This window comes from Pseudomonadota bacterium, assembly GCA_018817425.1.
In the GTDB taxonomy this organism is placed as follows: domain Bacteria; phylum Desulfobacterota; class Desulfobacteria; order Desulfobacterales; family RPRI01; genus RPRI01.
The window spans coordinates 24,758-51,360 of sequence record JAHITX010000069.1 but is presented as its reverse complement, the minus strand read 5'-3'; the positions used below and the strand labels follow the sequence as shown (position 1 = coordinate 51,360).

The 26,603-nt window shown below is 39.6% G+C and carries 22 protein-coding genes, 1 tRNA gene and 1 pseudogene; 7 read left to right on the top strand and 17 right to left on the bottom strand.

Features of this window, described 5'->3' with window-relative positions; all coding sequences use genetic code 11:
- Positions 1–28: 28 nt before the first annotated feature.
- The 6 genes and pseudogenes from KKC46_12200 (at position 29) to KKC46_12175 (ending at position 9,528) form a co-directional block, all read left to right on the top strand.
- The gene (locus KKC46_12200) at positions 29–166 is read left to right on the top strand and encodes a hypothetical protein (protein MBU1054568.1); all 138 of its coding nucleotides are present in this window, start codon (positions 29–31) and stop codon (positions 164–166) included.
- 23 nt (positions 167–189) lie between these two features.
- Positions 190–2,868, top strand: coding sequence for a phosphoesterase (locus KKC46_12195; protein MBU1054567.1), 2,679 nt, complete (start codon positions 190–192; stop codon positions 2,866–2,868).
- Positions 2,869–2,879: 11 nt separating this feature from the next.
- Positions 2,880–4,214, top strand: coding sequence for a putative DNA binding domain-containing protein (locus tag KKC46_12190; protein ID MBU1054566.1), 1,335 nt, complete (start codon positions 2,880–2,882; stop codon positions 4,212–4,214).
- 60 nt (positions 4,215–4,274) lie between these two features.
- Positions 4,275–5,044, top strand: a pseudogene (locus tag KKC46_12185) (hypothetical protein).
- A 421-nt stretch (positions 5,045–5,465) separates the two neighbouring features.
- A complete protein-coding gene (locus KKC46_12180) occupies positions 5,466–6,494 on the top strand; it encodes an ADP-ribosylglycohydrolase family protein (GenBank protein MBU1054565.1) in 1,029 nt (342 codons plus the stop codon).
- 7 nt (positions 6,495–6,501) lie between these two features.
- Entirely contained in the window at positions 6,502–9,528 is a 3,027-nt protein-coding gene (locus KKC46_12175; GenBank protein ID MBU1054564.1) for a transglycosylase domain-containing protein, read from the top strand.
- A 101-nt stretch (positions 9,529–9,629) separates the two neighbouring features.
- Here the strand turns inward: KKC46_12175 and KKC46_12170 are convergent.
- Positions 9,630–9,706: transfer RNA gene (locus KKC46_12170), tRNA-Pro, on the bottom strand.
- A 290-nt stretch (positions 9,707–9,996) separates the two neighbouring features.
- On the opposite strand from KKC46_12170, the gene KKC46_12165 reads away from it, so the two are divergent.
- Complete coding sequence (locus KKC46_12165; GenBank protein MBU1054563.1) at positions 9,997–10,839, top strand: hypothetical protein; 843 nt, start codon at positions 9,997–9,999, stop codon at positions 10,837–10,839.
- A gap of 12 nt (positions 10,840–10,851) precedes the next feature.
- On the opposite strand, the gene KKC46_12160 is transcribed toward KKC46_12165, so the two are convergent.
- The 16 genes from KKC46_12160 to KKC46_12085 all read right to left on the bottom strand — a co-directional run bounded on the left by KKC46_12160 (position 10,852) and on the right by KKC46_12085 (position 26,602).
- Positions 10,852–12,285 carry an acyl--CoA ligase gene (locus KKC46_12160; protein ID MBU1054562.1) on the bottom strand — a complete coding sequence of 478 codons (1,434 nt, stop codon included), beginning with the start codon at positions 12,283–12,285 and terminating at the stop codon, positions 10,852–10,854.
- Positions 12,279–13,712, bottom strand: a complete 1,434-nt coding sequence (locus KKC46_12155; GenBank protein ID MBU1054561.1) for a B12-binding domain-containing radical SAM protein — start codon at positions 13,710–13,712, stop codon at positions 12,279–12,281. Before KKC46_12155 ends, KKC46_12160 begins: the two co-directional genes overlap by 7 nt.
- Positions 13,709–14,896 (bottom strand): FAD-dependent oxidoreductase, encoded by a 1,188-nt coding sequence (locus KKC46_12150; GenBank protein MBU1054560.1) that lies wholly within the window; start codon positions 14,894–14,896, stop codon positions 13,709–13,711. The genes KKC46_12155 and KKC46_12150 overlap by 4 nt, the downstream gene beginning before the upstream one ends.
- A 3-nt stretch (positions 14,897–14,899) precedes the next feature.
- Positions 14,900–16,219, bottom strand: a complete 1,320-nt coding sequence (locus KKC46_12145; protein ID MBU1054559.1) for a hypothetical protein — start codon at positions 16,217–16,219, stop codon at positions 14,900–14,902.
- Between the two features lie 5 nt (positions 16,220–16,224).
- Entirely contained in the window at positions 16,225–16,476 is a 252-nt protein-coding gene (locus KKC46_12140; protein MBU1054558.1) for an acyl carrier protein, read from the bottom strand.
- Positions 16,477–16,500: 24 nt separating this feature from the next.
- Positions 16,501–17,211: a hypothetical protein gene (locus tag KKC46_12135; GenBank protein MBU1054557.1), complete on the bottom strand. Its 711-nt coding sequence runs from the start codon at positions 17,209–17,211 to the stop codon at positions 16,501–16,503.
- 10 nt (positions 17,212–17,221) lie between these two features.
- Positions 17,222–18,265, bottom strand: coding sequence for a beta-ketoacyl synthase chain length factor (locus KKC46_12130; GenBank protein ID MBU1054556.1), 1,044 nt, complete (start codon positions 18,263–18,265; stop codon positions 17,222–17,224).
- 17 nt (positions 18,266–18,282) lie between these two features.
- Positions 18,283–19,446 (bottom strand): beta-ketoacyl-[acyl-carrier-protein] synthase family protein, encoded by a 1,164-nt coding sequence (locus KKC46_12125; protein MBU1054555.1) that lies wholly within the window; start codon positions 19,444–19,446, stop codon positions 18,283–18,285.
- A 33-nt stretch (positions 19,447–19,479) separates the two neighbouring features.
- Positions 19,480–19,743: an acyl carrier protein gene (locus KKC46_12120; protein MBU1054554.1), complete on the bottom strand. Its 264-nt coding sequence runs from the start codon at positions 19,741–19,743 to the stop codon at positions 19,480–19,482.
- A gap of 138 nt (positions 19,744–19,881) precedes the next feature.
- On the bottom strand, positions 19,882–20,799 hold the full coding sequence (locus tag KKC46_12115) for a lysophospholipid acyltransferase family protein (GenBank protein ID MBU1054553.1): 918 nt from the start codon (positions 20,797–20,799) through the stop codon (positions 19,882–19,884).
- A 12-nt stretch (positions 20,800–20,811) separates the two neighbouring features.
- The gene (locus KKC46_12110) at positions 20,812–21,558 is read right to left on the bottom strand and encodes a glycosyltransferase family 2 protein (GenBank protein ID MBU1054552.1); all 747 of its coding nucleotides are present in this window, start codon (positions 21,556–21,558) and stop codon (positions 20,812–20,814) included.
- Entirely contained in the window at positions 21,545–22,918 is a 1,374-nt protein-coding gene (locus KKC46_12105; GenBank protein MBU1054551.1) for a lipid biosynthesis B12-binding/radical SAM protein, read from the bottom strand. Before KKC46_12105 ends, KKC46_12110 begins: the two co-directional genes overlap by 14 nt.
- Positions 22,918–24,189 carry a cobalamin-dependent protein gene (locus KKC46_12100; GenBank protein ID MBU1054550.1) on the bottom strand — a complete coding sequence of 424 codons (1,272 nt, stop codon included), beginning with the start codon at positions 24,187–24,189 and terminating at the stop codon, positions 22,918–22,920. Before KKC46_12100 ends, KKC46_12105 begins: the two co-directional genes overlap by 1 nt.
- Before the next feature lie 102 nt (positions 24,190–24,291).
- Positions 24,292–24,972 (bottom strand): hypothetical protein, encoded by a 681-nt coding sequence (locus KKC46_12095; GenBank protein MBU1054549.1) that lies wholly within the window; start codon positions 24,970–24,972, stop codon positions 24,292–24,294.
- Positions 24,973–24,980: 8 nt separating this feature from the next.
- On the bottom strand, positions 24,981–26,105 hold the full coding sequence (locus tag KKC46_12090) for a beta-ketoacyl-[acyl-carrier-protein] synthase family protein (protein MBU1054548.1): 1,125 nt from the start codon (positions 26,103–26,105) through the stop codon (positions 24,981–24,983).
- Positions 26,102–26,602, bottom strand: coding sequence for an acyl-CoA thioesterase (locus KKC46_12085; protein MBU1054547.1), 501 nt, complete (start codon positions 26,600–26,602; stop codon positions 26,102–26,104). The genes KKC46_12090 and KKC46_12085 overlap by 4 nt, the downstream gene beginning before the upstream one ends.
- Position 26,603: the final 1 nt, after the last annotated feature.

Genomic DNA, 26,603 nt, shown 5'->3' with positions numbered 1-26,603 from the left:
GTCACAATCAAAAGATAATTCCCGCGATTTGAATAAGCTGGCTATTCAGAAGAAACTGGAAAAGTCCGGTCCGGATGTTTTGCGATATGAGGATTGTCTGATTCAATTCATCGCTAATGGCGTTGAAGTTCCCGATCAGATTCGTCCAAAGCTGGTTTTAGCATAGCGCTATAAGGGTTGGTAAATAAAATGAGTTATACAGAAGCAATCATAAATGCCCAAAACTTACCTTCCGGCGCTCGTTTCTATCATTGCGCACTTCAGGTGAATCCATATGAATATCTCGTTCGCCACAATAAAACAACTGAATTCAGCAATGAAGAGGATTACAATAAAGCAATAGTGGAAACATGCCAGAGAATCGGTATTGAAGTCCTCGGAATTACCGATCACTATCGCGTTCGGTCGTCACACTCACTCCTACAGGCGGCCCAAGCAGCGGGGATTATTGTGTTCCCCGGATTCGAAGCAGTAAGCAAGGATGGAGTGCATCTGCTCTGTTTGTTTGACCCCACCAAGGATATCCATTCTATGGAGAGAATTCTTGGAGACTGTGGTATCCATGACGATGAAGCCGCCTCACCGGCAGGAAAATACGATGCCACTGAGTTCTTGAAGGAATCCCACGAATGCTGGGGAAGTATTTGTATCGCGGCCCATGTCGCTAGCGAAGGGGGGCTTTTGTATCGGCTTTCCGGGCAGCCAAGGGTAAATGCCTGGACATGTCCTCATCTATTAGCTTGCGCCTTGCCTGGGCCGGTCGATGATGCACCCGACAGCGTCCGGCCGATCTTACAAAATAAAAATCCGGACTACCGTCGCGATAGGCCAGTTGCAGTAATCAACGCTCAGGATGTATCGGGTCCGGAGGATTTGGAAAAACCCGGAGCTTCCTGCTGGATTAAAATGTCAAACGTTACGATAGAGGGATTGAGACAAGCCTTTCTTGATCCGATCTCAAGGATACGCCTGGCCAGCGACCCATCACCGGAAGAACATACCGAGTTTATCGCTATAACTTGGCAGGGTGGCTTTCTGGATGGTGCGGCCATTCATTTAAACGAGAACCTGAATGTGCTCATTGGCGGACGTGGAACCGGCAAATCCACCATCGTCGAAAGCATCCGTTATGTTCTCGGCATGAACCCCATAGGCGAAGAAGCACAAAAATCACATAGCGGCATTATCCGCCAGGTCCTGAAAAGCGGCACAAAGGTATCCATGCTGATCCGATCTTATCACCCGGATAATCGCCAGTACCTCATTGAACGGACGATTCCCAATCCGCCAGTTGTCAAAGACGAGACCGGCAACGTGCTCAATCTGACGCCTGCGGATATAGTTCCCCAGACCGAAATATACGGGCAGCATGAGATTTCAGAATTAACGAAAAGCCGGGATAAACTCACCAGGCTTCTGGACCGTTTTGTTGAACATAATCTATACATCGCAAAACGAAAAAGCAGTGCGCACCGGCAATTGGAGCGTTCGCGCACGCGCTTGCTTGAAACGCAAAAAGAGCTTACCCAAATTGAAGAACATTTGGCTGCCCTGCCGGCTCTTGAAGAAACTTTGCGTCGGTTTCAAGATGCCGGGCTTGAGGAAAAGTTGAAGGAGCAAAGCCTTCTTGTACGGGAAGAACGGGTGCTAAAGACCGCTGAGGAGCGAATAGTCCCCTTCATAGAGTTACTCAGCCAGTTCAACAGTTTACTACCCATCGATTGTGCGTTCCTTTCTGAAAAAGCTCTCGAAAACCTGCCTGGAAAGGATATCTTGAGCGGTGCAGCCAGAATTTTGAATCAATTAACAGCAGATATAACGCGATTTACTGTTGAAATGAACCAAGCTATTAAAAGGAGTCAGACCGGCTTCGGCGAAATACGTAAGCGTTGTGATGATCGGAAAACCGAGGTCATGAAAGCTTACGAGACCATATTGCGTGACCTGCAGAAATCCAAAATTGATGGGGAAGAATTCATCCGCCTGCGACGACAAATTGAAGAGCTGCGCCCGCTGAAGGAAAGGCAGACCTTGTTGATGCGCGATATGCAGGCGTATGATGCTGAGCGACGCAACCTGCTCTCAGAATGGGAGGATGTCAAGGCCGAGGAGTTCCGAAATTTCGAGCGTGCCGCGAAAAAAGTCAGCAAGAAGCTTGATGGCCGTGTTTTGGTCGATGTGACTGCGGGCGGCAACCGGGAGCCGTTGTTTCAACTCCTGCGTGATCAGATTGGCGGACGATTGTCCGAAGCAATTGAGACTTTGACGAAAATCGATGATTTTTCATTGCCGGTTTTTACTTCGGTATGTAGGACGGGCAAGGATGTCCTTTCCCGGCAATTCGGCATTCCTGCCAGTCAAGCCGAACGCATTACCCAAGCAAAACCAGATGTTATCATGCAAATCGAAGAGTTGGAATTGCCGCCAACCACAACCATTAAATTGAATGTTGCCGCAGACGATCAGCCCCCCATGTGGCAGTCCCTCGAGGATCTTTCTACAGGCCAGAAGGCGACAGCGGTTCTCCTTCTTTTATTGCTTGAATCGAATGCACCTTTGGTTGTGGATCAGCCTGAAGATGACCTTGATAACCGGTTCATTTCTGATGGCATCGTTCCAAAAATGCGCGAAGAAAAACGCCGTCGGCAATTTATTTTTGCCACCCATAATGCCAACATTCCTGTTTTAGGGGACGCCGAATTAATTTTGGGGTTGACCGCCTATGGTGAGGCCGATCAGGGCAAAGCCAAACTATCGAAAGAGCATATGGGCTCCATCGACACAAAGGCGGTCCGCGAAATGGTTGAAGAAATCCTCGAAGGAGGCAAGGACGCTTTTGAGATGCGCCGTTTAAAATATGGGTTCTGAGGGATAAGGATATGACAAAGACAGAGCTGTTGGAGCTTATAAAAAATCTAGAGAACTCAGGTGTTGAGTTCAAGCGGGATACAGAAAAAACAGAAAAATTAGCTAAAGAACTGGTCGCATTTGCAAATCTACAGGGTGGACGGGTGCTCCTGGGTATTGATGATGATTGCAGCGTGGTTGGGATAACCAGGGATCGCCTGGAGGAGTGGGTAATGACCACTTGCAGGGATAAGATACGCCCTGAGATTATCCCTTATTATGAAGTCATCCGCGATGTGGACCCAGGCAAGGATGTGGCAGTTGTTCAGGTTGACCGCGGATGGGCGGTCCATCATGTCTGGCATAACAACCATAGAACTTACTATATTCGTGTGGGCACTCAGAGCCGTGAAGCCAGTGCCGAAGAGTTGGAGCGGTTATTCCAACAGCGTGGTGCATTTCGTTTGGAAGTACGCGGCGTGTCCGGCTCATCCATGGAAGATTTCGACGATCGACGCCTGCGTGATTATTTTCAACGAATACGCCAGCAAGCTGTTCCGCCAGAAAAGCCATCAAACGAATGGTTGGCTCAAGAGGAAGCCAAAGCTCGTGAGCAGGCACGAAATGAAGGCGATAAAAGCAAGTGGGAACAGGTTTTCGAACATAAGAAGTCACAGTGGCTGGAGAATAACAAACATCAATGGCGTACTCTCCTTGTGAATACGGAATTTCTGATTGAAGATGACGATAGGAAACCAGCCACGGTTGCGGGTTTATTACTGTTTTGCGCCAATCCAAATCGTTTTTTACCTCAGGCTGGAATTGATGCGGCCGCCTATCCCGGCAAGGAAAAAGATTATGCCGCAAAAGAGCGTCTTTCTATTCGCGGCCCGATGACGGCCCTGTTTGGGGTTGAAGGCATTGTTGAAAATGGTCTTGTTGAACAGGCAGTTGAATTCGTAAGGAGAAATTCCGGGGTTACCGCCACACTTGCTGACGGCGCGAGACGTGAACAGAAATGGACATATCCGGAAGAGGCAGTAAGGGAGACAATCGTCAATGCGCTGGTGCACCGAGATTACCTGTTGTCCGGTACTACGGTAGAGTTGTCTATCTATGAGGATCGCTTGGAGGTGATTTCCCCAGGTCGTCTTCCCAACGGGATCACGCCACAGCGCATGATAACAGGTTGTCGTGCAGCCCGTAATCAATTGCTTAAAGATGTTATGAGGGACTACGGTTACCTTGAACATATGGGCATGGGAGTGCCCAGGAAAATCGTCAAAGAGATGCAAAAACATAATGGAACATTACCGGATTTAATCGAAGACGAAGAGCTTTTCATGGTAAGGCTCTGGAATAAATAATCGAAATAGACACATCGATATCTGTTGCATTTCATGCAACAACTACGCGACATTAGAACAATGAGTGAATATCAATACTACGAGTTTTTAGCAATAGACCGGCCGTTGACATCGGAAGAAACAAATGTCGGAGACATATATCCCGGATTTTACGGCTACCAAAAACCATTTGATCATTACATGGGGTCTGGAGGAATCCGAAAACTACGACCGTTTTGGGATGGATGACGGCAGGGAATGGATGGTGCGCCTTGCTCCGATACGCGATGAGCTTCTACGTGGGGATTGCCGCAGTCTTTATATCGGCTGGCTGTCAGCCGTAACGGAAGAAATGGCAGAAGATGATGATTTAGAGCCCATGTCCATAAAAGGTCTGGGAGAATTGACCACAGCTCAAAAAGCGCTTGCTGAGTTCCTGGAGGTAGATGAGGATCTTTTGGCTGGTGCGGGCATCGGCAGCCCGGCAATTCAGGCCGGAGAGACTTCACAAAATGATATTAATGCCGAATCAGCTAAAAAGATACGCATTGAGCAGGAAGAACTCGAACAGAAACAGCGTGAGATGAAGCGCCGCAAAGAAAGAGAAGCGCATCTAAAAATCCTGTCCGGAAATTTCCCCAAAGCATGGAAAACTGTCCGGCAGAATGTTGAGAGGGGATCAGGCTTGTCCTATGACGATGCATGCCGCGCTCTTGTTGACCTTTCTGAGGCTCATTCTCTTTATTCAAGCAGAGAGCTTTTCCAACAAGAGTTGGGAACATTTATGGCTGAATATACGGCGTAAGGCACTCATTCAACGCATGGTTAAAGCCGGGATCTGGGGAAAGTAAACTGGTAAGGAAATAATTATATCCTTCAATCTCATTATCAGAGTTTTTATTGAAGGGGGGTCAATTTTCCCTACCTCTTTTAGGAAGCTCATCATTAATTGTTGAGTCTGAAATAAAAGTCCGTATTCTATTTGCAAAGTCTATGTGCCGTAGAAATATTTATCCAAAATACTAACAGCCTCATCTTTAGCCCATTTTTTAATTTTGATTTTTTAATCCATTAACACGATTTATGTTGTCAATTTATTGTTTTCACGAAAATGTCAGACGCATATCTTCCGGAAAGCTATCAATAAAAACAAAACTTTAATCCATAAAAAATACTTAGAATATTCTCTTGTATCCGTAATATATTAGCAGTAAATTGTTCATAAAGGCAGTGTGTATAATATAGAAAAAACAAAAACCTGCATACATAAGGATGAAAGATATGGATGATAATCAAAATCGGGCAATGGGCGCAGTAATGGGCACTCTGATCGGTGATGCGCTTGGAGTCGGCCCTCACTGGTATTACGATCTTGACCAGTTAAAGAAAGATTACGGGGAATGGATCGACAATTATACTGAACCGAAAGCAAACAGATACCATGCAGGCCTTAAAGCAGGTGAAAACTCTCAAACCGGCCAGGTGGTAACAATGCTGCTTGAGTCAGTATCAGACTGCGGTGAATATGTGGAATCGGATTTTACAAACAGACTCGATGATCTTCTTAAAACACTGGACGGCACTCCTTCAAGCGGTAGATACACAGATAAAGTCATGCGTAATGTGTGGGTTTCCAGGCAAAAAAATGAGCTGGATTGGTCAGAAGCCGGTAGCTTTGGAGACACAGCCGAAGCCGCAATCAGGACACCTGTTTTGGCTGCCCACTATTACAGAGATATTAAAAGCCTTATGAATACCTTACGATCAAATGTTTTGCTGACTCACCGCGACCCTTTCATTGCAGGTCAATCGGCTGCTTTCGGTTTAATTATAAGCTGCCTTATTGAAGGTAACAATCTGGGAGATGTTTCAAAAATTATTTTCAAAAAAGCCTCCAAGGAAAATATTCACACGGTAATTGAAGTGCCGGATCACCATAATAGAAAAAGAGCAGTATCATTCAATGATGCTCTGCTTCAGCCTTCCTGGTCATATAAAGCGGCAAATGATCCGGCTATTAAAATTGAGCCTGCTCTGGCGGTCTGCCGTCTTTTCGGCCTGGCCTGCACCTTGGGATTTATGCTGCCTGCTGCATATTATTTGGCCTCACGTTTTGAAAATGATTTTTATAAAGCCGTTATGTCAGCACTAAACGGCGGGGGGAATAACATGGCACGTGCCGCCCTAACCGGGGCTTTGGTAGGTGCACAGGTCGGTCTTGACGGAATACCGAAAAACCTCATCAAAGGCCTTTTCGATCATGAACGTTTGCTGAATATGGCGGAAAAGATTACTTCATAGGAATAATATGATTCAGCATTTATTATCCAAAATAAAATTTACCCCCTCAAGAATATTAATATATATATTGTTATTCTTTTTGATCAGCCTGGGTATCGAACTTTTTGTAAGGGACATTAAAACTTCGCGGATGCAGTCGCTGCTTTTCTCGCATATTGCAAAAAAATGTACCTATGAACTGGAAAACGGAGAAAGTAAGGATATTCGTTTCCCAAAATTCGGACCATACGATATTCGTCTGGGATATTCCAGAATTCCCGAATGGATAGTTAAAATGAGTGGAGAAGGATATACCGTCGCCAAACAGGCTAAATGGTCTCCTACTTTATTGAGATGCGTTGATATGGGGCTGTTTGCTATCTACAGGGAAAAAGTCCAGAACGGCATCTGTCTTCTGGACCGGCATGACAAACAATTATCATTTCAAAAATTCCCGGAGCGTATTTACCCTGATTTCAAATCAATCCCTCCTGTAGTGGCCGACATGCTTCTGTTTATAGAAAATCGCCACCTTTTGGATACGGAGTCTCAATATCAAAATCCTTCCATCGAATGGGAACGCCTTTTCAAGTCCATATCCGAAGCTGTCCTATCTATATTTGATAATAATCGCAATGTGGCAGGTGGCAGCACTCTTTCCACTCAGATAGAAAAATTCAGGCATTCACCAAGGGGAATCACAAACTCAGCAAGAGATAAAATCAGACAAATCTCTTCTTCAACATTACGGACCTATTATTTCGGAGAAAAGACCTCCCAAACCCGCAAACGAATTTTGCTTGATTATGTTAACTCCATACCCCTTTCTGCGGCTCCCGGCTTCGGCGAAGTGCTTGGACTGGGAGACGGCCTGTGGGCATGGTATGGGCTGGATTATAAAACCGTCAACCACCTGCTGTTTGATGCCCGCAAAAAAGATATTCCTCCCGATAAGGCGGCTGAGATCGGAAGCGCTCTTAAAGCAGTATTAAGTCTTTTTCTATCCCAGCGACGTCCTTCGGCCTATCTGATCACCCACAGGAATGATCTTGAAGAACTGGCAAACACTTACTGCAGGCTTTTGGAAAAAGAAGGAGTGCTTTCCCCCAAAATTCGAGACGCGGCAATCTCAACAAAACTGAATTTTCAAAAAAAGGGGGCTCTACTGTATTCCATGGAAATCCCCCAAAAAAAAGCCACCAATTTCATCCGGTCAAAACTGATGACAACTTTAGGTATGGAAAGGCTATATGACATAGATCGTCTCGACCTGGATGTCAAAACAGGAATAGACGCAGATCTTCAACATAAAATAACCGAGGTGCTTTATAGCCTAAAAGATCCGTCAAACATTATAAAAGCCGGGCTCAAAGGCCCCCATCTTCTTGAAAAAGGCGACCCATCGAAAATAATCTACAGTTTAAGTTTGTATGAACGAACACCGGTAGGAAATATGCTTAGAGTGCAAACCAATAATTTTGACGGTTCCTTTAACATGGACGAACAGATGAAGCTGGATATGGGTTCCTCAGCCAAATTGCGCGTTCTGGTTCATTATTTGGATATTATAGACAAGCTCCACGAACAGTATCAAAATTTACCTTACGCCGACCTTAAACTGTTATCCTCTGATCCGGGCCTTGATCCTTTGACACGGTGGACAATGGATTTTCTATCAACGGCCAGTGATAAATCTCTGTATGCCCTTTTATATGCAGCCATGAACAGGACATATTCAGCAGGTGTAGGAGAACGGTTCTTTACAGGTGGCGGCTTGCATACATTTGCCAATTTCAATAAGGAAGATAACTTCAAGGTGATATCGGTGCGTGAAGCATTCCAGCGCTCCGTCAATCTCGTATTTATCAGAATGATGAGAGATATCGTTTATTACCATGTTTACCAACGATACGGCATCACACCACGATCCATTGAAAAAATAAGTGATACGGATAGAAGTCGTTTACTATCCCAGTTTGTCAACAAAGAAAGCATTCAGTTTATAAGGCGCTTCTATAACAAATACCAGGGAAAAACTCCTGATGAATTGAATGAACTGTTGTATATGAAGATTTACCCAATACCCCATCGCCTGGCTGCAGCCTTTAGATTATTAAAACCTGAAGCTTCGGTAGATGAATTTGAAACCTTTATCAGCAATCATCTTCCGGGTTCCCATCTTACGAGTAAGTATATCAACACACTTTATACCAGATATAAACCGGGTAATTTCTCCCTGGCGGATATCGGCTATATTACACATGTCCATCCGCTGGAACTCTGGCTGGTGAGTTTTCTTCAGAATAATCCCAAAGCAACAAAAGAAGAAGTAATTCAACAGAGCACAGATAAACGCCATGAGGTATATAGCTGGCTGTACAAAACGAAAAATCCTCATAAACAATATAAAAGGATTCGGACTATAGTTGAACTGGAAGCATTCCAGGATATCCATCGCGAATGGAAACGTCTGGGTTATCCCTTTGACTACCTAATCCCATCTTACGCCAGTTCCATAGGAAGTTCGGGAGACCGTCCAGCTGCTCTGGCAGAGCTTATAGGTATTATTTTGAATGACGGTATTTATTACCCAAGGAAACGAATCAGTTCTTTTTGTTTCGGAAAAGACACTCCTTACGAAACCCTCATGACTCTTTCGCCGGTGAATGGAAAGCAGATCATAGCACCTGAAACTGCTCTGATCGTAAAAAAGGCGCTGCAAGATGTAGTTGAGCAGGGAACAGCTTCACGTTTGAAAAATGCAGCCGTTTCATCCGAAGGGAATACCTTGATAATCGGCGGAAAAACAGGAACCGGTGATCATAGGTACAAAACCTTTGGTCCGGGGGGCAATCTGATATCTTCAAAAGTCTTAAACAGGACCGCTATATTTGTTTTTTTGATAGGTGACCGTCATTTTGGAACTATAAGTGTCTATGTCTCGGGAAATGAAGCTGCAAATTTTGCATTTTCGAGCTCTCTGCCGGTTGGGATTCTAAAAATACTGTTACCTGACATCATTTCCAGTATAGATGGAAGTCAGGCTTTAATGTAGTAATTTTGAATTCTTTAACAATGTTCAGTTTTGCGAAATGGGTTGCACACTATAGCAAAAAAAAGGATTGCGAAAAGCCCTCAACCCTTTTTGTTTCATTCTGGTCGGGGCGAGAGGATTTGAACCTCCGACCCCTTGAACCCCATTCAAGTGCGCTACCAGTCTGCGCCACGCCCCGACAAGATTTATTCATTTATCACTTTGATATAAGCATGTCAATATATGAATAGCTCCAAAATTCAGATTAACCGGATTTGAGATTAATATGATCAACCCGATTTAACAAAAGTAAATCCATGCGAATTCTCTCTTTATAAAGAAAACCTACCACTCCAAATTCCCCCTTATAAAAGTCTGCATCTGTGTATTGTTTATTCAGCAAAATAAAATAACAGAAACCTTGTATTTGAACTAATAATTAAGATAATAACAATTATATTTTGTTAAATATACATTAAAAGGAACCGGATGGTTACAATTAATTCTATGGACAAAACTGCGCCTGGCGGTGTTTATCTTTGCCAGGTAAATGAGAATATTTCCTGCGGTGCATGTTGCGGATTATATAATATTGCCGATCTGTCTTTTGAAAAACTCAGCAAAATGCTTTCGGACAGAACTGAAGCATTCTTAAAAATTGCACGCGAAATTGATGCTATTATTGAATTTGGTGAAAATATACTGGCAGCGGAAAAGAAACAAAGACCGTTTCCTGAATTTTATCATTGCCCGTATATCGGATTTATCGGAAAAAACAAAACACGTGTTGGATGTCTTCTGCACCCTGCGGCAGAAGGAAACAATGGAATTGATTACCGGGGGCTTAGCTACTATGGCAGTATGACTTGTAATATTTACTTTTGCCCGACATACACTATAGTTCCCGATAATTTCAAACAAATAATCCGCTGTGCTTCTATGGACTGGTACTCTTATGGACTTATCATAACCGAAAGCATACTTATAAACGCTTTTTTATCCGAGGCAGAAAAACTCATCAAAAGAAAAATTATTGAAGAAGATATCAGAAATAATCAGTGCTTTGTCGATGCAATAAGAGAATTTATAAATCTTAAACTATCCTGGCCATTCAGGCCGGCATCTGACACACCTGCCAATTATTTTTTTAAAGACAAGCTTTATGCAAAAAAGAAAGTTGATTATTCCAGAATCAGCACCCGCTCTCCTATTTCCAGTTTTGATATGATTTTCAGGGAACTCGGTTCATCTTTTAAATCGGATAAAGAAATCAGGGAAGCTGAAATGATGATAGAATCGCTTTTTAAAAGATTACAGAAGGCTATTACATAAATCAACCGTTTCTCATCTTTTCAACTTTCCGCTTGCAGTCTTTTCAAGGGTTTGCACAGGAATGATATTTTTGGGGACCTTATATGAAGGAAGATGATTATAACAGAATCTGCGTATCTCATTTGTATCAAAATCAGAATTCATATCATCTTTAAGTATAATCTTAGCAAAGGGAAGCTCACCGAATCGTGGATTTGGAACCCCATAGACAAGAGATTCCCTGACAGCAGGATGGCGGTTTAAAACCGATTCCACCTCTTCGGGAAATATTTTCATGCCGGTAAAATTTATAACGTTTTTATCTCTTCCCGATATAGTCAGAAAACCATCATTATCAATACTTCCAAGATCTCCCGTTTTAAACCACCCGTTTAATAAAACACTTTTTTTGTTTTTCCACGGAAAAAAATAGGCATCAAACATTCCTTTGCCTTTTATAAAAAGCTCACCCACACCATGTTCGTCCGGATTTTCGATTTTTATTTCATAATCCGGCAAAACCTTTCCGGCAGAACCTCTTTTTTCTGATAGACCTTCAAAATTAACAAAGGGAAGCCCGACTTCAATAATACCGTAAGCTTCACAAAGTTCAAATCCAAACTTGTTATAAAATTCCGACGCTGTTTCCTGCGGTAATTTCATAGCAGTCGATACGGCAATGCGAATGTCTGATAACTGATCAGCTGCCAAATCATCAGAATTTGAAAGCAGATGATAATGGAAAGGGGATGCATAAATAAAAGTTGGTTTAGTATTTTTTATGCTTTCAATAAAGGATTCAGGAAAAGAACTTCCGCTTAAAACAATGGTTGAAGCTCGTCTTAAAAAAAGAAGAATTGTTACTACAAAGTGGTAGCTCATGGAAAGAACCCATATAACAACATCTTTATAATTCATGCAAAGAGCTTTGTCTGCCGCATCCGTTCTTTCAATTATAGCTTCGTGGGAAAGCACAACTCCTTTGCTTTCACCTGTTGTACCGGAAGAAAATCTAATAAAGGCAGGATTTACAGTATAGTAATCTTTATCAACATGCTCTTTAGCATTTCTGCTGTGTATAAAAATCTGCCGGGTATTATTATATCCGGAATATAAAAAACTGGCATCTTTTGTGGAATATGCAGATTTGTCAAAAATCAGATGATTAACATCGATCTTTTTTAAAACAGCATCTGCTTCATCCCATGAAAGAGAAGGTGATATCGGAACAACAACCGCTCTTACAGAAAGTATTGCAAGACTTATAATAATATAATCAATGCAGTCATTGCAAAGCATTGCAACTCTATGCAAAGGTTTTATACCGTAATCTTTTAAGTTTAAAGCCAGCTTGTCCGCACTATCAATAAGATCCATATAAGATATATTACGATCACCTTCTATCACGGCAATTTTGCTTTGGTGTCCGGATGTTTCTTTTTTTATTGTTTCAAAGATATTTACCATCTTTTATCCGTCAAATAATCTTTATAAATGTTATATAAGGAGAAAATATACTTTGTGCCCCCTGTGATGGCTCTGTATAGATCCTTTTTTGGAATTTTTATTTTATTAACTCTGATTGGATTTGCCTGTAATGCAAGGCTGTTTAATCTCCCGAAGTGTTGGTAAAAGCGTTTCAATGGAAGTCGTGTTGGAAGAACGGAATGCATGCAATCGTAGAAACGGAAAGGGTCACAAATAAACTTATTTTTATTGTCATACCAGGATTTAGTGCCGGGAGAAGGTGATAGAACAGTAAAAGTAACTTCAGCCGGGCATAGTTTTTTAACTTCTTTTTCAAGCCGTTTAAAATCATCAGAAGTAAAATCAGGATGAACTATAAATGCCGCATGAAGCGTTATTCCCAATTGTCTTAAAAGTTTGATTGCCTTCCTGTTTGTATCAACATCTGTTCGTTTTGAATACTCGTCCAAACGTTTTTTATCCATAGATTCAAGCCCAACATATACTAATTCCAGGCCGGCTTTTTTCCAAATCTCAAAAACATCAGGATATTTAACTATAGTATCACTTCTTGCCCAGCTTATATATTTCTTTTTAATTCCACGCTCTATAAGAAGCTCGGCAATTTTAGTAACCCTTTCAGGATTTAAAAACATTTCATCATCAACAAAATAAATATGCTCTTCAGCAATGCCTGCTATCTCATCTGCAACATCTTCCGGACTTCGCTGTAAGTATTTTCCATGCATAAGAAAGGGAATAACACAGAAAGAGCAGGCAAAAGCACAGCCAACAGATGTTCTGATACTCGCAACTCTTGGAAACATTGTATCAAGTTTTTTCGATTTGCTTGATGTCCATACACAAAAGTACTTTGATCTTTGAACAAGATCTCTTCTGGGACGGGGTATATGTTCAACAGATGGATAAACCGGAGGCGAAAGTTTGGCTTTTATCTTAAATTCAGGATCTTTAGGAGATAAAGCATAATTTTCATAATGCAAAGTTTCACCTTTTTTAAAACGGGCAAGCATTTCTTTTAGAACCGTTCCACCTTCTCCTCTTACTATAATATCTATCTCTTTTACAGCATAATCATCGGGAAGAAGTGTAGCATGAACTCCTCCTACAAAAGTTATAGTGTATGGATCATGGCTTCTAACTGTTTTTACAAGGCTTTTTACAACATCTAAATTTGTACTGTATCCTGTAATACCAACCATATCCGGTGAGATAGAAACCAGCTTGCTCCAAAAAACTTCAAGCGGATTGCGCTCAATGCTTAGATCCAGAATAAATACTTCATCTTCTGCCGGAACCCCGCCTGCAACTATTTCAAGCTCAAGAGGTTCAAGATGTAAAAAACCTTCCTGAAGACGCTTTGCAACCAAAAGCTCTGTATAAGGTTTTACAAGCAGTATTTTCATGAATTTTTCCCTGACAAGTCATGAAATGCCGCAAGCCCGGCTTGTTCACCAATTGATATGCATGTTCCCATAACCCTTGTTGATCCAAGAGCCTCATGTGATACGGAAATACAGCGCCCTGCTCCATACAGATTTTTTATATTTATGGATTTTAAGCACCTTAAAGGAATTTCATAATAATCGCCGGTTTTAATATACTGATAAGTCGGCCCTTTATCCTGATCCCATAATTCTATAGGCCAGGCATTTTTCAATATACCGTCAGGAAATTTTCTTGCAGAAAGCACATCTTCTTTCGTAAGCATATATTGCCCGTTCATCCGCAATCCTTCACGCTCAACAATTGCAGAAGACATTTCGGCTATATAAGAGTCTTTAAATGAAACAATTGAATCGGAAATAATATTATGAACTTTAACAGCAATATTTTGGATATCCTGTGTTTCTTCAAAACCACTTTTAAGAGGAATATTTATAAGACAAAAACCTTCATCATCATTTTTTCCGGAATAATATTTTGTGTACTTTAAATAAGGCGGCAACTCATTTTCAGTTACTGCACGAAATATATAATAAGGTACTTTTATTGAAATTTCTTCGGATTGATTTTTTATGCCTTTAATCTTAAAGCAAAATCCCGCAAGCTGGCGCTCATCAGAAGTTGATATTTCATAATTTGCACCACTTAAACGGATTACTTCTCCATCACCACTACAGTCAATAACAACTTGCGGAAAAATCTTTATCTCTTCGTTAAGTTGTTTTGCTATTACACACTTTATGTTGCTTTGATCAGTTATTGCCGAATTAATTTTCGTTTCATAAAATACTTTCAGGCCTGTTTGTTTTTCAGTTAAATGCTTAAAAACTTTTACAAGATTTTTTGTAACAAAAGGAAAAACATAAACTTTTCCAATCCTGATTGCTTTTGTTCCAGGGGTAAGCTTTTCAAGTTCAATACATATTTCTTCTGCAATTCCTCCGTTTAATGTAGCCGCCGGAGCATGTAAATCCGAAGAATACAGTCCGCAAATATATTTGTGCATAACATTAACAGGAATTCCACCGGGGAAGGTATCTTTTTCGATAAGAAGTGTATTTGCCCCTTCACGGGCAGCCTTGATAGCAGCAGAAACGCCGGCCACACCTGCCCCAACAACAAGAATATCACAGGAAATTGCCATTGCTTATTTTACACCAAGCATGGGTCTTATTAAATTCATTATCTCTTCTGCTTCATCGTTTTTCAATATGCCGTCTATGTAAGAAAGTATTATATTCAGCCTTTCATTTGACCGTTGAAAAAATATGCCGATACCGGGTGGAATCGGAACTCTTGGCATATGAAAAAGGTTAAGCACTTTGTTCGCCATAAAATCATTAGATGTATATGTAGCTTCTCCAAGATAAGAAAAGCTAAAAGACGCAACCTCTCCTTTCAGATATATTTTCATAAGCCTGCCAAGAAGAAAAAGCGGCGCTATTCTCATCAACAAACTTGCCTTGCATAAATCACCGGGAAGATCTTCTTTAACCTGATTATACATTTGCTCTTTAATTGAGTTAAGCAAACCGGGGAAATTTTCGGCAAGATCGGCTTTAATCTTGAAAATAAAAAAAGAAACATTATTAAAAAATTCACTTTTTTGTTCTTTTGCCTGTTTTTTTGTATTAACTGAAACAGGAATTACATAGTCACCGGATGTAATTGAGCGATTAATAAATATCTTATTAAAACAATAAACCGACACCGCCAGGGCATAAGGCATCAGCATAAGATATCCGGCTTCATTAAATGCTTTTTCAGCAATTTCATCAGCAGTTTGTTTATCAAAGGATAATATTTTAAATTTAAAGCCGCTTTTTGAGGCAGGCAGAGGAAACACACGCGGAGGAATTTTGTCTGCTATTTTAAGAAATGCCCGATTCACACGCTGACCTGCCAAAAACTTTTGTTTCCACAAATTAAGATGGGGCGGCTCCGGGATAATATTGCTATCCGGATATTTCGCATCTATCCATTGTTTTTGAAACAAATGGATAAATGCTTCGGCATTTGCTGCATCAAAAATCAGATGATCAAATCTCATCGCAATATAGCTTTTGTTTTCAGAATTGATCAAAGAAAATGCTAAATGATGCCTTTTGTCTTGAAACGCAGTATTTATCTTTTTTTCAAGAAACTCTATGATATTTTCAAAACCATCATCATATCCGGCCGTAATGGAATCAAACAGTACTTCTGTCTTTTTTAAAGCCGGGATTTTCCAGTAAGGAGCAAGGTTAATATCCCTTGAAGCATAACCATATAATACAGGATATTTTTTTATAAAAGCATTTAGACTTTTAAAAAGCTCATCAGCATTTACTTTGCCAACTACCTCTATAACTATCTGAGACATGAAGCCTGCGCCGGTTTCTTTCAATGTCATGTAATTTAATACATGAATAATCCAGTCGATTCCGGTTAAATAGCGCTTGGTTTTGGAATATGGCAAAGATAACATTTAAGTTAAATTAATTCTTTTATTTTCAAAGAAAGAGCCTTGATAGTCTTAAAATCGTTTTTGGTTAATCCGGATTCCATCAGCTTGATATTGAATTTATTTTCCATAATAACAAGAAGCTCAACAAAACCGAGAGAATCAAGACCCATCTCGTGTAAAGGGATTTCAGGATCAATTGCGCCAATATCCTGCGATAAAATTGCTGCGATCTCAAGTTTTAGCGCTTCTTCGATAACTTTATATTTTTCTTTGTCCATATCAATAATTCTTCCAGATTTTTTTTATTCAACATCTATATCTTCATAATCCTCAGCATCAGCATCTTTATCATTTTTCTTCTGCTTTTTTGCTTTTAGTTCATCTTCTCTTACGCCACCGGTTTTTTTAACATCAGATTTGATAAATCCAGGGTGTGGAATAGGCCCTATAGTCTCTATTTTAAACACTTTATCATTTTTGAAAAACACATTAACTTTATGCATGCGCGCATACCAATAGCGCCAGGCATTACTTGATAATTGAGGTGTTTTATGGGTAGGAGGATATCCATAGGCCATTATAACCGCCTTCTTGCTCATACCCATAGTAATAATACCCTTTTTAATATTTTCGATATCGGCTACAGATGCCTTATTATAATCACCGGCACTGAGGTTAATCTGTTTTAAAGAAAAATACCTGTTAAACAGTTTATCAGTACTTATAGTACTTGTATTTTTTTGGTTTATAATTGTAAAAAGCTGCCCGCTTCCTTCAGGGGTAAATTGAATTTTGCGGTCTTTTATGCTGTGGATTTTAGCTTTTGTTCCTATAGGTAAAATATTACCCCTGTGATAATTTGTCGATAAGATCCTGTTGGGTTTTTCATACCAGATATTTACTTTTGTATAATAAGTTTTTCCTGTAAAGCCTGCTGCAAACAATGAGGAGTAAGTAAAAATTAAAATAATCCCAAGAATAAGGCCTGCTATATATTTTCTTTTTACATTCATGGCATCTCCTTTATTTTATTATATTGATTATCGAATATTTCTTTGACCGGCATATTTTGATACAATTTATTTCGCATATTTTTTCATCTTGTATCGTAGAGCATAAATTCATATTTGTATTATTATCCAAAACAGGGCACTTGTAGATAAGCTGATTTCTTAGCATCAGACAAGCAGCCGCAAAATTAAAGGCACTTCCTACTATCATACTCCCGAAAACAGGTGAATATCCGGAGATCGGCAAACCATTATTTGATATTTCTTCATAGCCTGATTCATCCCCGGCCATGCCGTCAGCATCAATAATTGTAATATCAGGATTATTCTTTAATGCCTTTGAAAAAGAAATTTGAGAAACATTGCCATAATTATTCTCACATTTTTCTTTAGATAACATAAAAAAAACTGAGCCTTCGCCCAAAACAGAAACAGGAGAATCTGAAAACATGAATGGCTTTATTTTTCCATCTGCTGCTGTTTTCAGTTTTATCTTGCAGGCATATTCCATAACTGCGCTTAATTCATCAACACATCCGCATAAAACATGTTCGCATCTATCTTCTTTAAGCCATGAATCGGCAAGAAGCAAAGCATTTTGAAACGGATACGAAAAATCCGTAAGTGTTACTGTCGGGCCCCGGCTTTCAAGAACAGTTGAAATATATGAAACCGCAGCATTATGAACGGAGTTTGAAAATTTCGTTGGCGATACATTTGCATCTCCATAATCAAGTATATCATCAATAAAGCTGAATGTTGTTGTATGAGGCCCAAAAGCTGTTGCAAGTACTACTCCAAGCTTTTCATCATTTTTTAATATTAAACCACTGTCTTTATATGCATCAACAGCTGACAGAACAGCCATTTTGCTGAATTTATCCGCCCTTCTAAGCTTTTTGGATACAGTTTTGTCAGATAAAATATCTTTCGATACACGATATGCCGGAAACGAATCTGTCCAAAAAGGGTCTGCCCAACCTTGTTTTAAGGCGTTTTCAAAGCAATCGATACCGCGACCGCGTGTAAAAACTATTCCAATTCCGGAAATATACATATTAAAACCAATTCTATCTAAACTTTTTCAACAACAATCGCAGCATTATTTCCCCCAAAAGCAAGAGACGTCGATACTGCATAAGAACCGCTTATATTTGTATTAACAGTAACAGGGCTAATAGGTATTTGATCACCTTTGGATATAAAGCCAGCGCTTGCAGGTATCCATTGCTGTTTAAGCGCTGCCGCAGTATAAGCAGCTTCAATACCTCCTGCACCACCAAGCGTATGCCCGGTATATCCCTTTGTTGAAAAATATTTTATATTTTCCCCGAATATTCTCGATAATACAGCACTCTCCACTTTATCATTATCTATAGTGCCTGTACCATGTGCATTGACAAAACAAACATCTTTTGCAGATATGCCGGAATCTGACAAGGCCTTTTTTATTGCAGATTCAAGTCCTTTACCATCAGGCCGCGGTGCGGTAAGATGATATGAATCGGCAGCAGATCCATATCCCGAAAGATATAAAAGCGGGGTTCCTCCTCTTTTTATATAAACATCTTCTCTTTCAAGAATAACTATCCCTGCCCCTTCTCCCAAATTAAGGCCTGTCCTGTCTTTATCAAAAGGAGCACACAAAGACTTACTTAATATCCCTAAAGATCCGAATCCGCAATAAGGAACGCGATTAAGCTCATCTGCTCCTCCGGCGATAACCATATCACAAATACCGGACCTTAGCCATAAAAGAGCTATACCTATTGCATCAGTACCTGATGAGCATGCGTTTGCAACCGTAACTGACGGTCCGGTTGCTTTTATCAAATGTGCAAGTGCTTCAGAAAGATTACCGCGTAAAAAGCGTTCAACCGCCTTTAAGTCGGCATTACCAAATTTACGGAAAGTACTGTAAAAATCAATATCATTAAGCTGGCTTGCAACTGTGGTACCCAGGCAAACACCAACATTAAATCCTGAAAGCGGCATTGAAAGATTTGCATCAATAAAAGCCTCTTTAGCAGCAGTAAGAGCAAGATAGAAAGTGCGTATTCCCTCCATTTCCATTTTTTCAGGAAGGTTTTTTACTTCAAGAACAGGATAGGCCAAGACATTTTGAAAAAGAGAAACCAATCCCGCGTTTCTTTTGCCGTTTTTCATAGAATTGAGGTTTTCTTCCAAATTAAAACCTGCAGCTGAAATTGTTCCTATCCCGGATATTACTACTTTCATAAATGATAATATATATTTTTATCTAAATGATTATCAGGTTCTGGTGTTTTCATATACATATTTGGCAAGAGTATTTATAGAATAAAATATCTCTTTCCCCTGGTTCATATCTTTTACTTCAAGACCGAAGTTTCTCTGAAGCAGTACTACTATCTCGACAGCATCCAAAGAATCGAGACCAAGCCCTTCTCCAAAAAGGATTTCATCATCACCAATATCATCCGGCTCAATATCTTCTAACGAAAGGCTTTCAATCAACAGCTCTTTGAGCAGCTTTCTGATATCATCCAGATTCATTTTATTAACTTCTTCCATCAACCATTCTCCTTCATTACCTTTCAAAGCACTTGCATGCATCTTCTAACTGAATATGCAACAAAAACACCAATACTTAAAAACCCTAATTAATATACGAATTAATATACGAAAGTGCCATTATTCATCTTTCCATATATCATGGAAAAGAAAACACTGATACGGATATCTGTTTGCAAATTCCTCCAGTATATCGGCATATTGCTGCAGCCAGGGCACAAGCTCAATATCCTTTTTTCTCCTGCTGCATTGCGGATAAAGAACATTTGTCACATCAACAACATATTCATGAGCTGAGTTTTTTGCAGCAAGCAGTACCACAACCGGACATTTCGCCGATGCCGCTATAGCAAAAGCACTGTATGGGAAATATGCATAATCGCCTAAAAAGTTTACTTTAGATGCTTTGGAGCCGTACCTCCTGTCTCCCATTATTGAAACAATATGCCCTTTTGAAAGAGCATTCACAATTTCAATCACTCCGCCAAACTCCTGTTCGGGTGATATTATGTTTATATCTCCTTTTTCATTTCCTACATTAAGGAAATCCCTTACTGCCTGATTGTCTTCTTCCCGCATAAGAAGAAATACTTTTTTATCAAGTTTGTTAAGAGCTGTTAGCGCTATCTGCCAATTTCCGAAATGAGACGTAAGTAAAATTAAACCTTTTTCAGACTCTTGTATAATATTTTTAAGTTTTTCATAACCATTAAGTTTTAAATCAAAAACATCCTTCTTAGAGCAAATAACGGAAAAACGATCAATAAGCTGCCTGCCCTGACTTATAAAAAGTCTGTAAATATGAAGATATTTTTTAAAATACCCGCTTTGCGGAAATCTCTTTTCTATATATGGCTTTGCGGAATATACAGCCTCTTTGTCAAAAATAATATAATAAAGAGATACAATATACAAAAAGCCGTATGCTCCATAAAGTCCGGAAATACGGATAAACATCTCAAAAAACCAAAAACCTAATCTGTTTCCTCTTTTTCTGGTTGCTGGCTTATCAATGTTATTTATTTTTTGCCGATCCATTTTCATACTGTCTTATAAAGGTGATACCATCTTTTTTTTAAATAAGACAAGTTGCATAATACGTTTACCGACAAGTCTTGTATGCATAAGTGATATACGCACATTATCCAAAAACGGTTTAAAGGCCGATACTCTTTCTTTTGGCTCAGGATACCAAACGCCTATATCTACTGTCTTTAATTTAAGACCTGCCCATACAGCTCTTGCAAGAACTTCAGCTTCGAAATCATAATGTGAGCCATAACATTTAATTTTAGATACATACTTTACCGGATATGCCCTGAAACCGCTCTGGCAGTCATTAATCGTGATGCCTGTTTCCACTCGCAACCAGAACGATGCAAATTTTCTTCCAAAACGGCTTGATCCCGGTACGTTCTTAATATCAAAATCTCTGCAACCCACAATAATTCTGGTTTCATCATCTTGTAAAAGTGGTATAATTTTTTTTAAATCTTCAGGATAATGCTGGCCATCAGCATCTATTGTTACCATAAAAAGACCGTCTTGTTCTGCTATATATTTCATAGCAGTAATTATGGCCTCTCCTTTCCCCCTGTTTTTATCATGTCTTATTACTTTAATTTTTGTTTCTGCAAACATTTTGACAATATCTGCATCAGTACTTCCATCATCAACAACAAGAATATTTTTTAAGTATAAACTGCATTGATCGGCAATATTTTTAACCGTAAGGCAATTGTTATAAACCGGAATTACGCACCAGATCCGGTCTGATCTAAAATCACTTTCCTGCATGAAGTCTATGCTTTCTTGGTTTTTTCTCGGATGGAACAAGCATATCCCACAATGATCCGGAATAACCAAGTTTGTGCAAAAACTGCAAGCTTCCGTCCATGGCATCCGGAGGAAAAACACAAGTCCTGATGCCGGAAAAGCCATCTGTAAGGGTCTTTTCAAGCCATTGCCTTTCAATTCCGGGAGCAATATAATATACCGATTCAAGAAGAGAATCATCTTTTGAAACAATCCCTTCTTCAATCGCAATTTTATGCAGTATAGTATTCGGAAGTATCCGTATTCCCATAAAAATAAATGATGCCGTTTTCTTAAGACTTTTTATATTCTCAAGACCCTCAATCACCGTATCCTTGGTTTCTCCCGGACAGCCAAACATGTAAAAATGTGCTGTTGCCACTTTATGACTTGCAAAAAGATCATTGCATTCAGCAATATCTTTAAACAAAAATGATTTCCCAAGCCTTTTTAATGTTGTATCAGTTGATGCGTCTGCTCCTATCTCAACTGCTTTAAGCCCAGTCTCTTTCATAAGCAAAACATCTTTATCTTTTAATCCTTCCGGTTTAAAAAAAGCCGTCCATGGTATATTGATATTTCTCTTCTTCATTTCATGGATAACATCCAGATAGGCATCATCATCGTCATTAAATACCGAATCAGTAAAAAAGATATAACTGGCCTTATGATCATTTATCAAAAGCTCTATATCATCTGCTACCGATACAGGATCACGCATACGAATGGCAGGACCCTCCAAAAGAGGATAAGAACAGTAAATACATTTATGGTTACAGCCGCGTTTTGTTTGAACAGAGGCTATATTTCCGCTTTTTAGATAAAACTGCATGATATCCGGATCGTAGTAGGTGGATGGTATTTCTTTTCCGCTCAAAAATTTTAATGACCGGATGCAGCGTTTTTCAGGATAACTTCCCTTTTGTGCATTATCTGCAAATTGAACCATCAGGGCTTCGCCTTCTCCCACTATCCCATAATCTGCACCTACTTTACTTAAAATTGCTTCGGGCATAATTGAAAATCCCGATCCGCCCATAACAACAGGCACTTCCGTTAGATTGTGGACTCTTTTAACAATCTGTTCTACTGCATCAACATAACGCTGTTCATTTAAAAGGTTTACATTATCTATGTTTCTCATTGAAATGCCTACAAGGCCGGGAGAAAAGGATTTAATTTCGGTTTCAATCAATTCTAAGGACATGTTGTTTTGGAGAAAATCGATTTGACGCACTTTGTGGCCGGCATTCTTTAATGCCGAAGCAACCATGCCAAGTCCTAATGGATAAACATAATATGGCGTACTTGCTACATTTGCGCTTATCAATAGTATCTTCATTATTTTCCGCCTCTGTTCTTTAATAAATTTCTTTTTTGCGTTTTATCAACAGGATTTTTTTTATATGTCCCATCACGTTTTTCCTTTTCTATCACTTTTATAAATAGCCTGGCCATCTGGATTTCCTTGCACATCTTGGAATAAAAAGTCTCCCAGGCATACTCATACATTTTTTGAAGTGAATCAACGCTCATCCTGGCAGGTTTAAAAACAACCTCATCTGCAGTATAGTGAATCCAGTCATTGTGAAGAATCCTGTTTTCTTTATCAAGCTGTGCTCTTATGGGTGTGTGAGGAAATGGGGTAAGAATTGTAAATTCGGCAAGATCCAGATCTATTTCCATCAGAAAATCAACAAGTCTTTTGATATAATCTTCATCATGATCATCTGTTCCAAGAATAATAGTGCCTTCGACACCAATACCTCTTTCTTTTAAGCGTTTTATTCTTTTTCTGATGTGATCGGAAGTATCGACAATCGCCTGATAAACATACCAGCACCCGGCTTCTACGGCAAGATCAAGTATTTCATCATCATCTTTTATAGGATGTGATATCCATTTTCTTTTCAAAGGGATTAAGGCTTTAAACAGCGCTTTTTCCCATTCATCATCCTGGGCCAGAGAGTTGTCAACAATAAATAAACGGTTGTTTTCTATACTTTCAATTTCTGCGACTACAGCATCAATAGGACGCGGCCTGAATTTTCTTCCTCCAAGATACGGGGTGCAGCAGGGAAAACAGTTAAACCTGCAGCCACGGGATGCATGTACAAGGTCGACCATTTGAACACCGCGAAAATTATAACTTTCACGATTTAATATACTTCTTCTTGCAGTTCCTATTAATGATGTCTCAGGAAAATCATGATAATAATTATACAATTTTTTAAGTTTGCCATCTTCAAAATCTTTTAAAACTTCATCAAAACGACCTTCGGCTTCTCCAACAAACACTGAATCGGCATGCAGCGCAGTTTCATCTGCATGAAGCATTGTGGCTATACCGCCAAATATCACTTTTTTACCCCGCGCCCTGTATTCATCTGCTATTTCCCAGGCACGCGGCATCTGGCATGTGAGCATGACAGACATTGCAACCAAGTCTGCATCTTCATTAAAATCAAGCTGCTCAATATTTTCATCACAAAACGATATTTCAATATCATCTCTTACAGCTGCAGCAAAAACCACCGGGCCATGAGGAGGAAGGTTAAATTCCGGCTGGTTTTTTAATTTTGGCCATTTCGGATAAATCAGTTTTATTTTCACAAAATCCCTCTAATTAATAAACTTTGAGGATTCAAGTGGTCGAGGGTTCAAGATAGATATCAATCACATCTATGCCTTGAATCCTTGACCCCTGGAACCCTTTCAGCTAAAACAATTTAAATCCGTTAAAGCTGACACCATCTCATCAAATACTGCTTTTTCTGATGCTGTAACAACATTTTCAAAATTCAAGTTTTTTTTATTTAATACATTATCTTCTTTTTCCAAAACAAATGCTATGGCACAAGACTCTTCTGCTTTAACTGCTATCATCGTGGGAGTTTCTTTATCGGTGATGCATTTTTTTGCAAAATACAACATCGAAGAAATTCTTTTATCGCTAAAAGACATATGAAGCAATGGGCCGGATAATCCGAAATGAATCGCAGCCTCTGCCATAGGAGTTGACGGCAGCGTATATATAAATAGATTTCCTCTGGCAAGAATTCTCCCGCTCTCAATATAATCTTTATAGTAATTAATATTCGATTCAAGGCATCCTGATTCATTGGTACCCAAAATTCCGATATCTTTTTTATGTGCATGTTTACGGTCATGGGAATAGGATATGCCTGCGTCTTTTAATGCAAGAGCTACACTAAAGCATGTAATTTTTGATATAATATCAAATCTTTTAAAGTTTTTTACCGGATACAAAAAAATCGATTCATTTTTAAAACAAGAATTCAAAGAATCAAAACCTTCATGTGAATTTTTAAGTTTTCCAATGATACATCCGTATTTTTTATCGTTAAGCCAACCTATGCCCTTTACAACGATCATGAAAATTCCTAATTTTTAAGAATAAGCGCAGAATTAACTCCACCAAAACCCGAATTGATTGAAAGAGTATAATTGCTTTTATAAGATTGAGAAGATGAAAAAACCCAGCCCATGGCTTCTTTATCTATATTATTTAAATTAACAGTTGGAGGTGTAATTTTTTTATTCAAAGACTTAAATGAAATTATTATTTCAAGAATACCCGCAGCACCAATTGTATGCCCTATTCCACCCTTAATCGAATAAACAGGCAATTTATGTTCGCCAAAGATTTTTTTAATTGCTTTCATTTCCATAGAATCATTGTATACCGTGCCGGTTCCGTGTGCCGATACGGACCCGATTTCATTTTCAGATATTCCGGCAGATTGTAATGCATTGGAAATAGCCTGGCAAAGCCCGCTTCCGTCTCTTGAAGGGCCGGTTATATGGTTTGCATCATTTGACAAACCCCAGCCTGCAACCTCACCCAGTACTTTCTCATTATTTTTTACAGACCTTTCTTCGCTCATAAGAAGCACATAGCCAGCTGCTTCGCCAAGACTTAAACCCCGTCTGTTTTTATCAAAAGGTTTTGCCTTATCAGGATCAAGAGCCATCAGAGAAGAAAAACCGGCTGTAACAAATTCGGAAACACAATCACAGCCTATAACTAAAACACTATCATAATCATTGTTTTGTATCAGTGAAGCAGCCCTTGATACTGCAATGCTTGATGAAGCACATGCCGAAGAAACAACCGTTCCTTTGCCACAGGTTCCGGCAAGCCTCATGATCTTATCAAGCAAACAATCCGGCAGACTTTCTTTTGCGCTTTGTTCTTCGCCCAAAACAAAGCGTTGCAGATATTCAATCTCACCATTTGTTGTAGCAAGAATAACAAAAGTATCTTCAGGAATTTTTACTGCAATCTTTGAAAGAAGCGGTCTTATCATCTGCATCACAAGAGATTCTTTTTTGCTTAATTTCAAACCCGGAATCGTTCCGGCATTACCGGTTTGCATATTTAATGTAGCAAAACGTTCTATTGGCCGGATGGCAGATATACCTGAGAAAAGCCCATCCCAGCATTTATCGGTACCCCATCCATAAGATGTAACCATATCGCATGCAACCGCTACAGCTCTTGTCATTTAATCTCTCCTGCCAACCATCTTTTGCGGCATCTTTCAAGAAGTTCGGGGGATGCTATAATAACTTCACCGCTTAAAGCATCTGTAAACATCTGTATAGTATAACCTGTTGCGGCAATACTTTCATCTTTTTTTGTAATTGTAAATTCGGTATTAAGTCTTGCACCTTCATTCCAGATAAGAGAAGCAGTAACACTAAATTCTTCATCTAACATCAGCGAAAGATAATAATCTATATGAAGCTGTATTATCGGAGCCCTTAAATTGGAATCATAAAAATCTTTATAAGTAAGATTACATTTTCTTCCAAGCACGGCAGATGCTTCTTCAAAAAACCCGGGATATCTTCCATGCCATGAAATTCCCATAACATCGGCTTCGCTGAATCCGACACGTCTTGTTATACTTGCAGAAACAGGATCGGGAACACCTTTAACACGTTCGAAATAACCGTTTTTTCTTCTGCGCAATAATGTGCGATCTTTATTTTTTTTCATC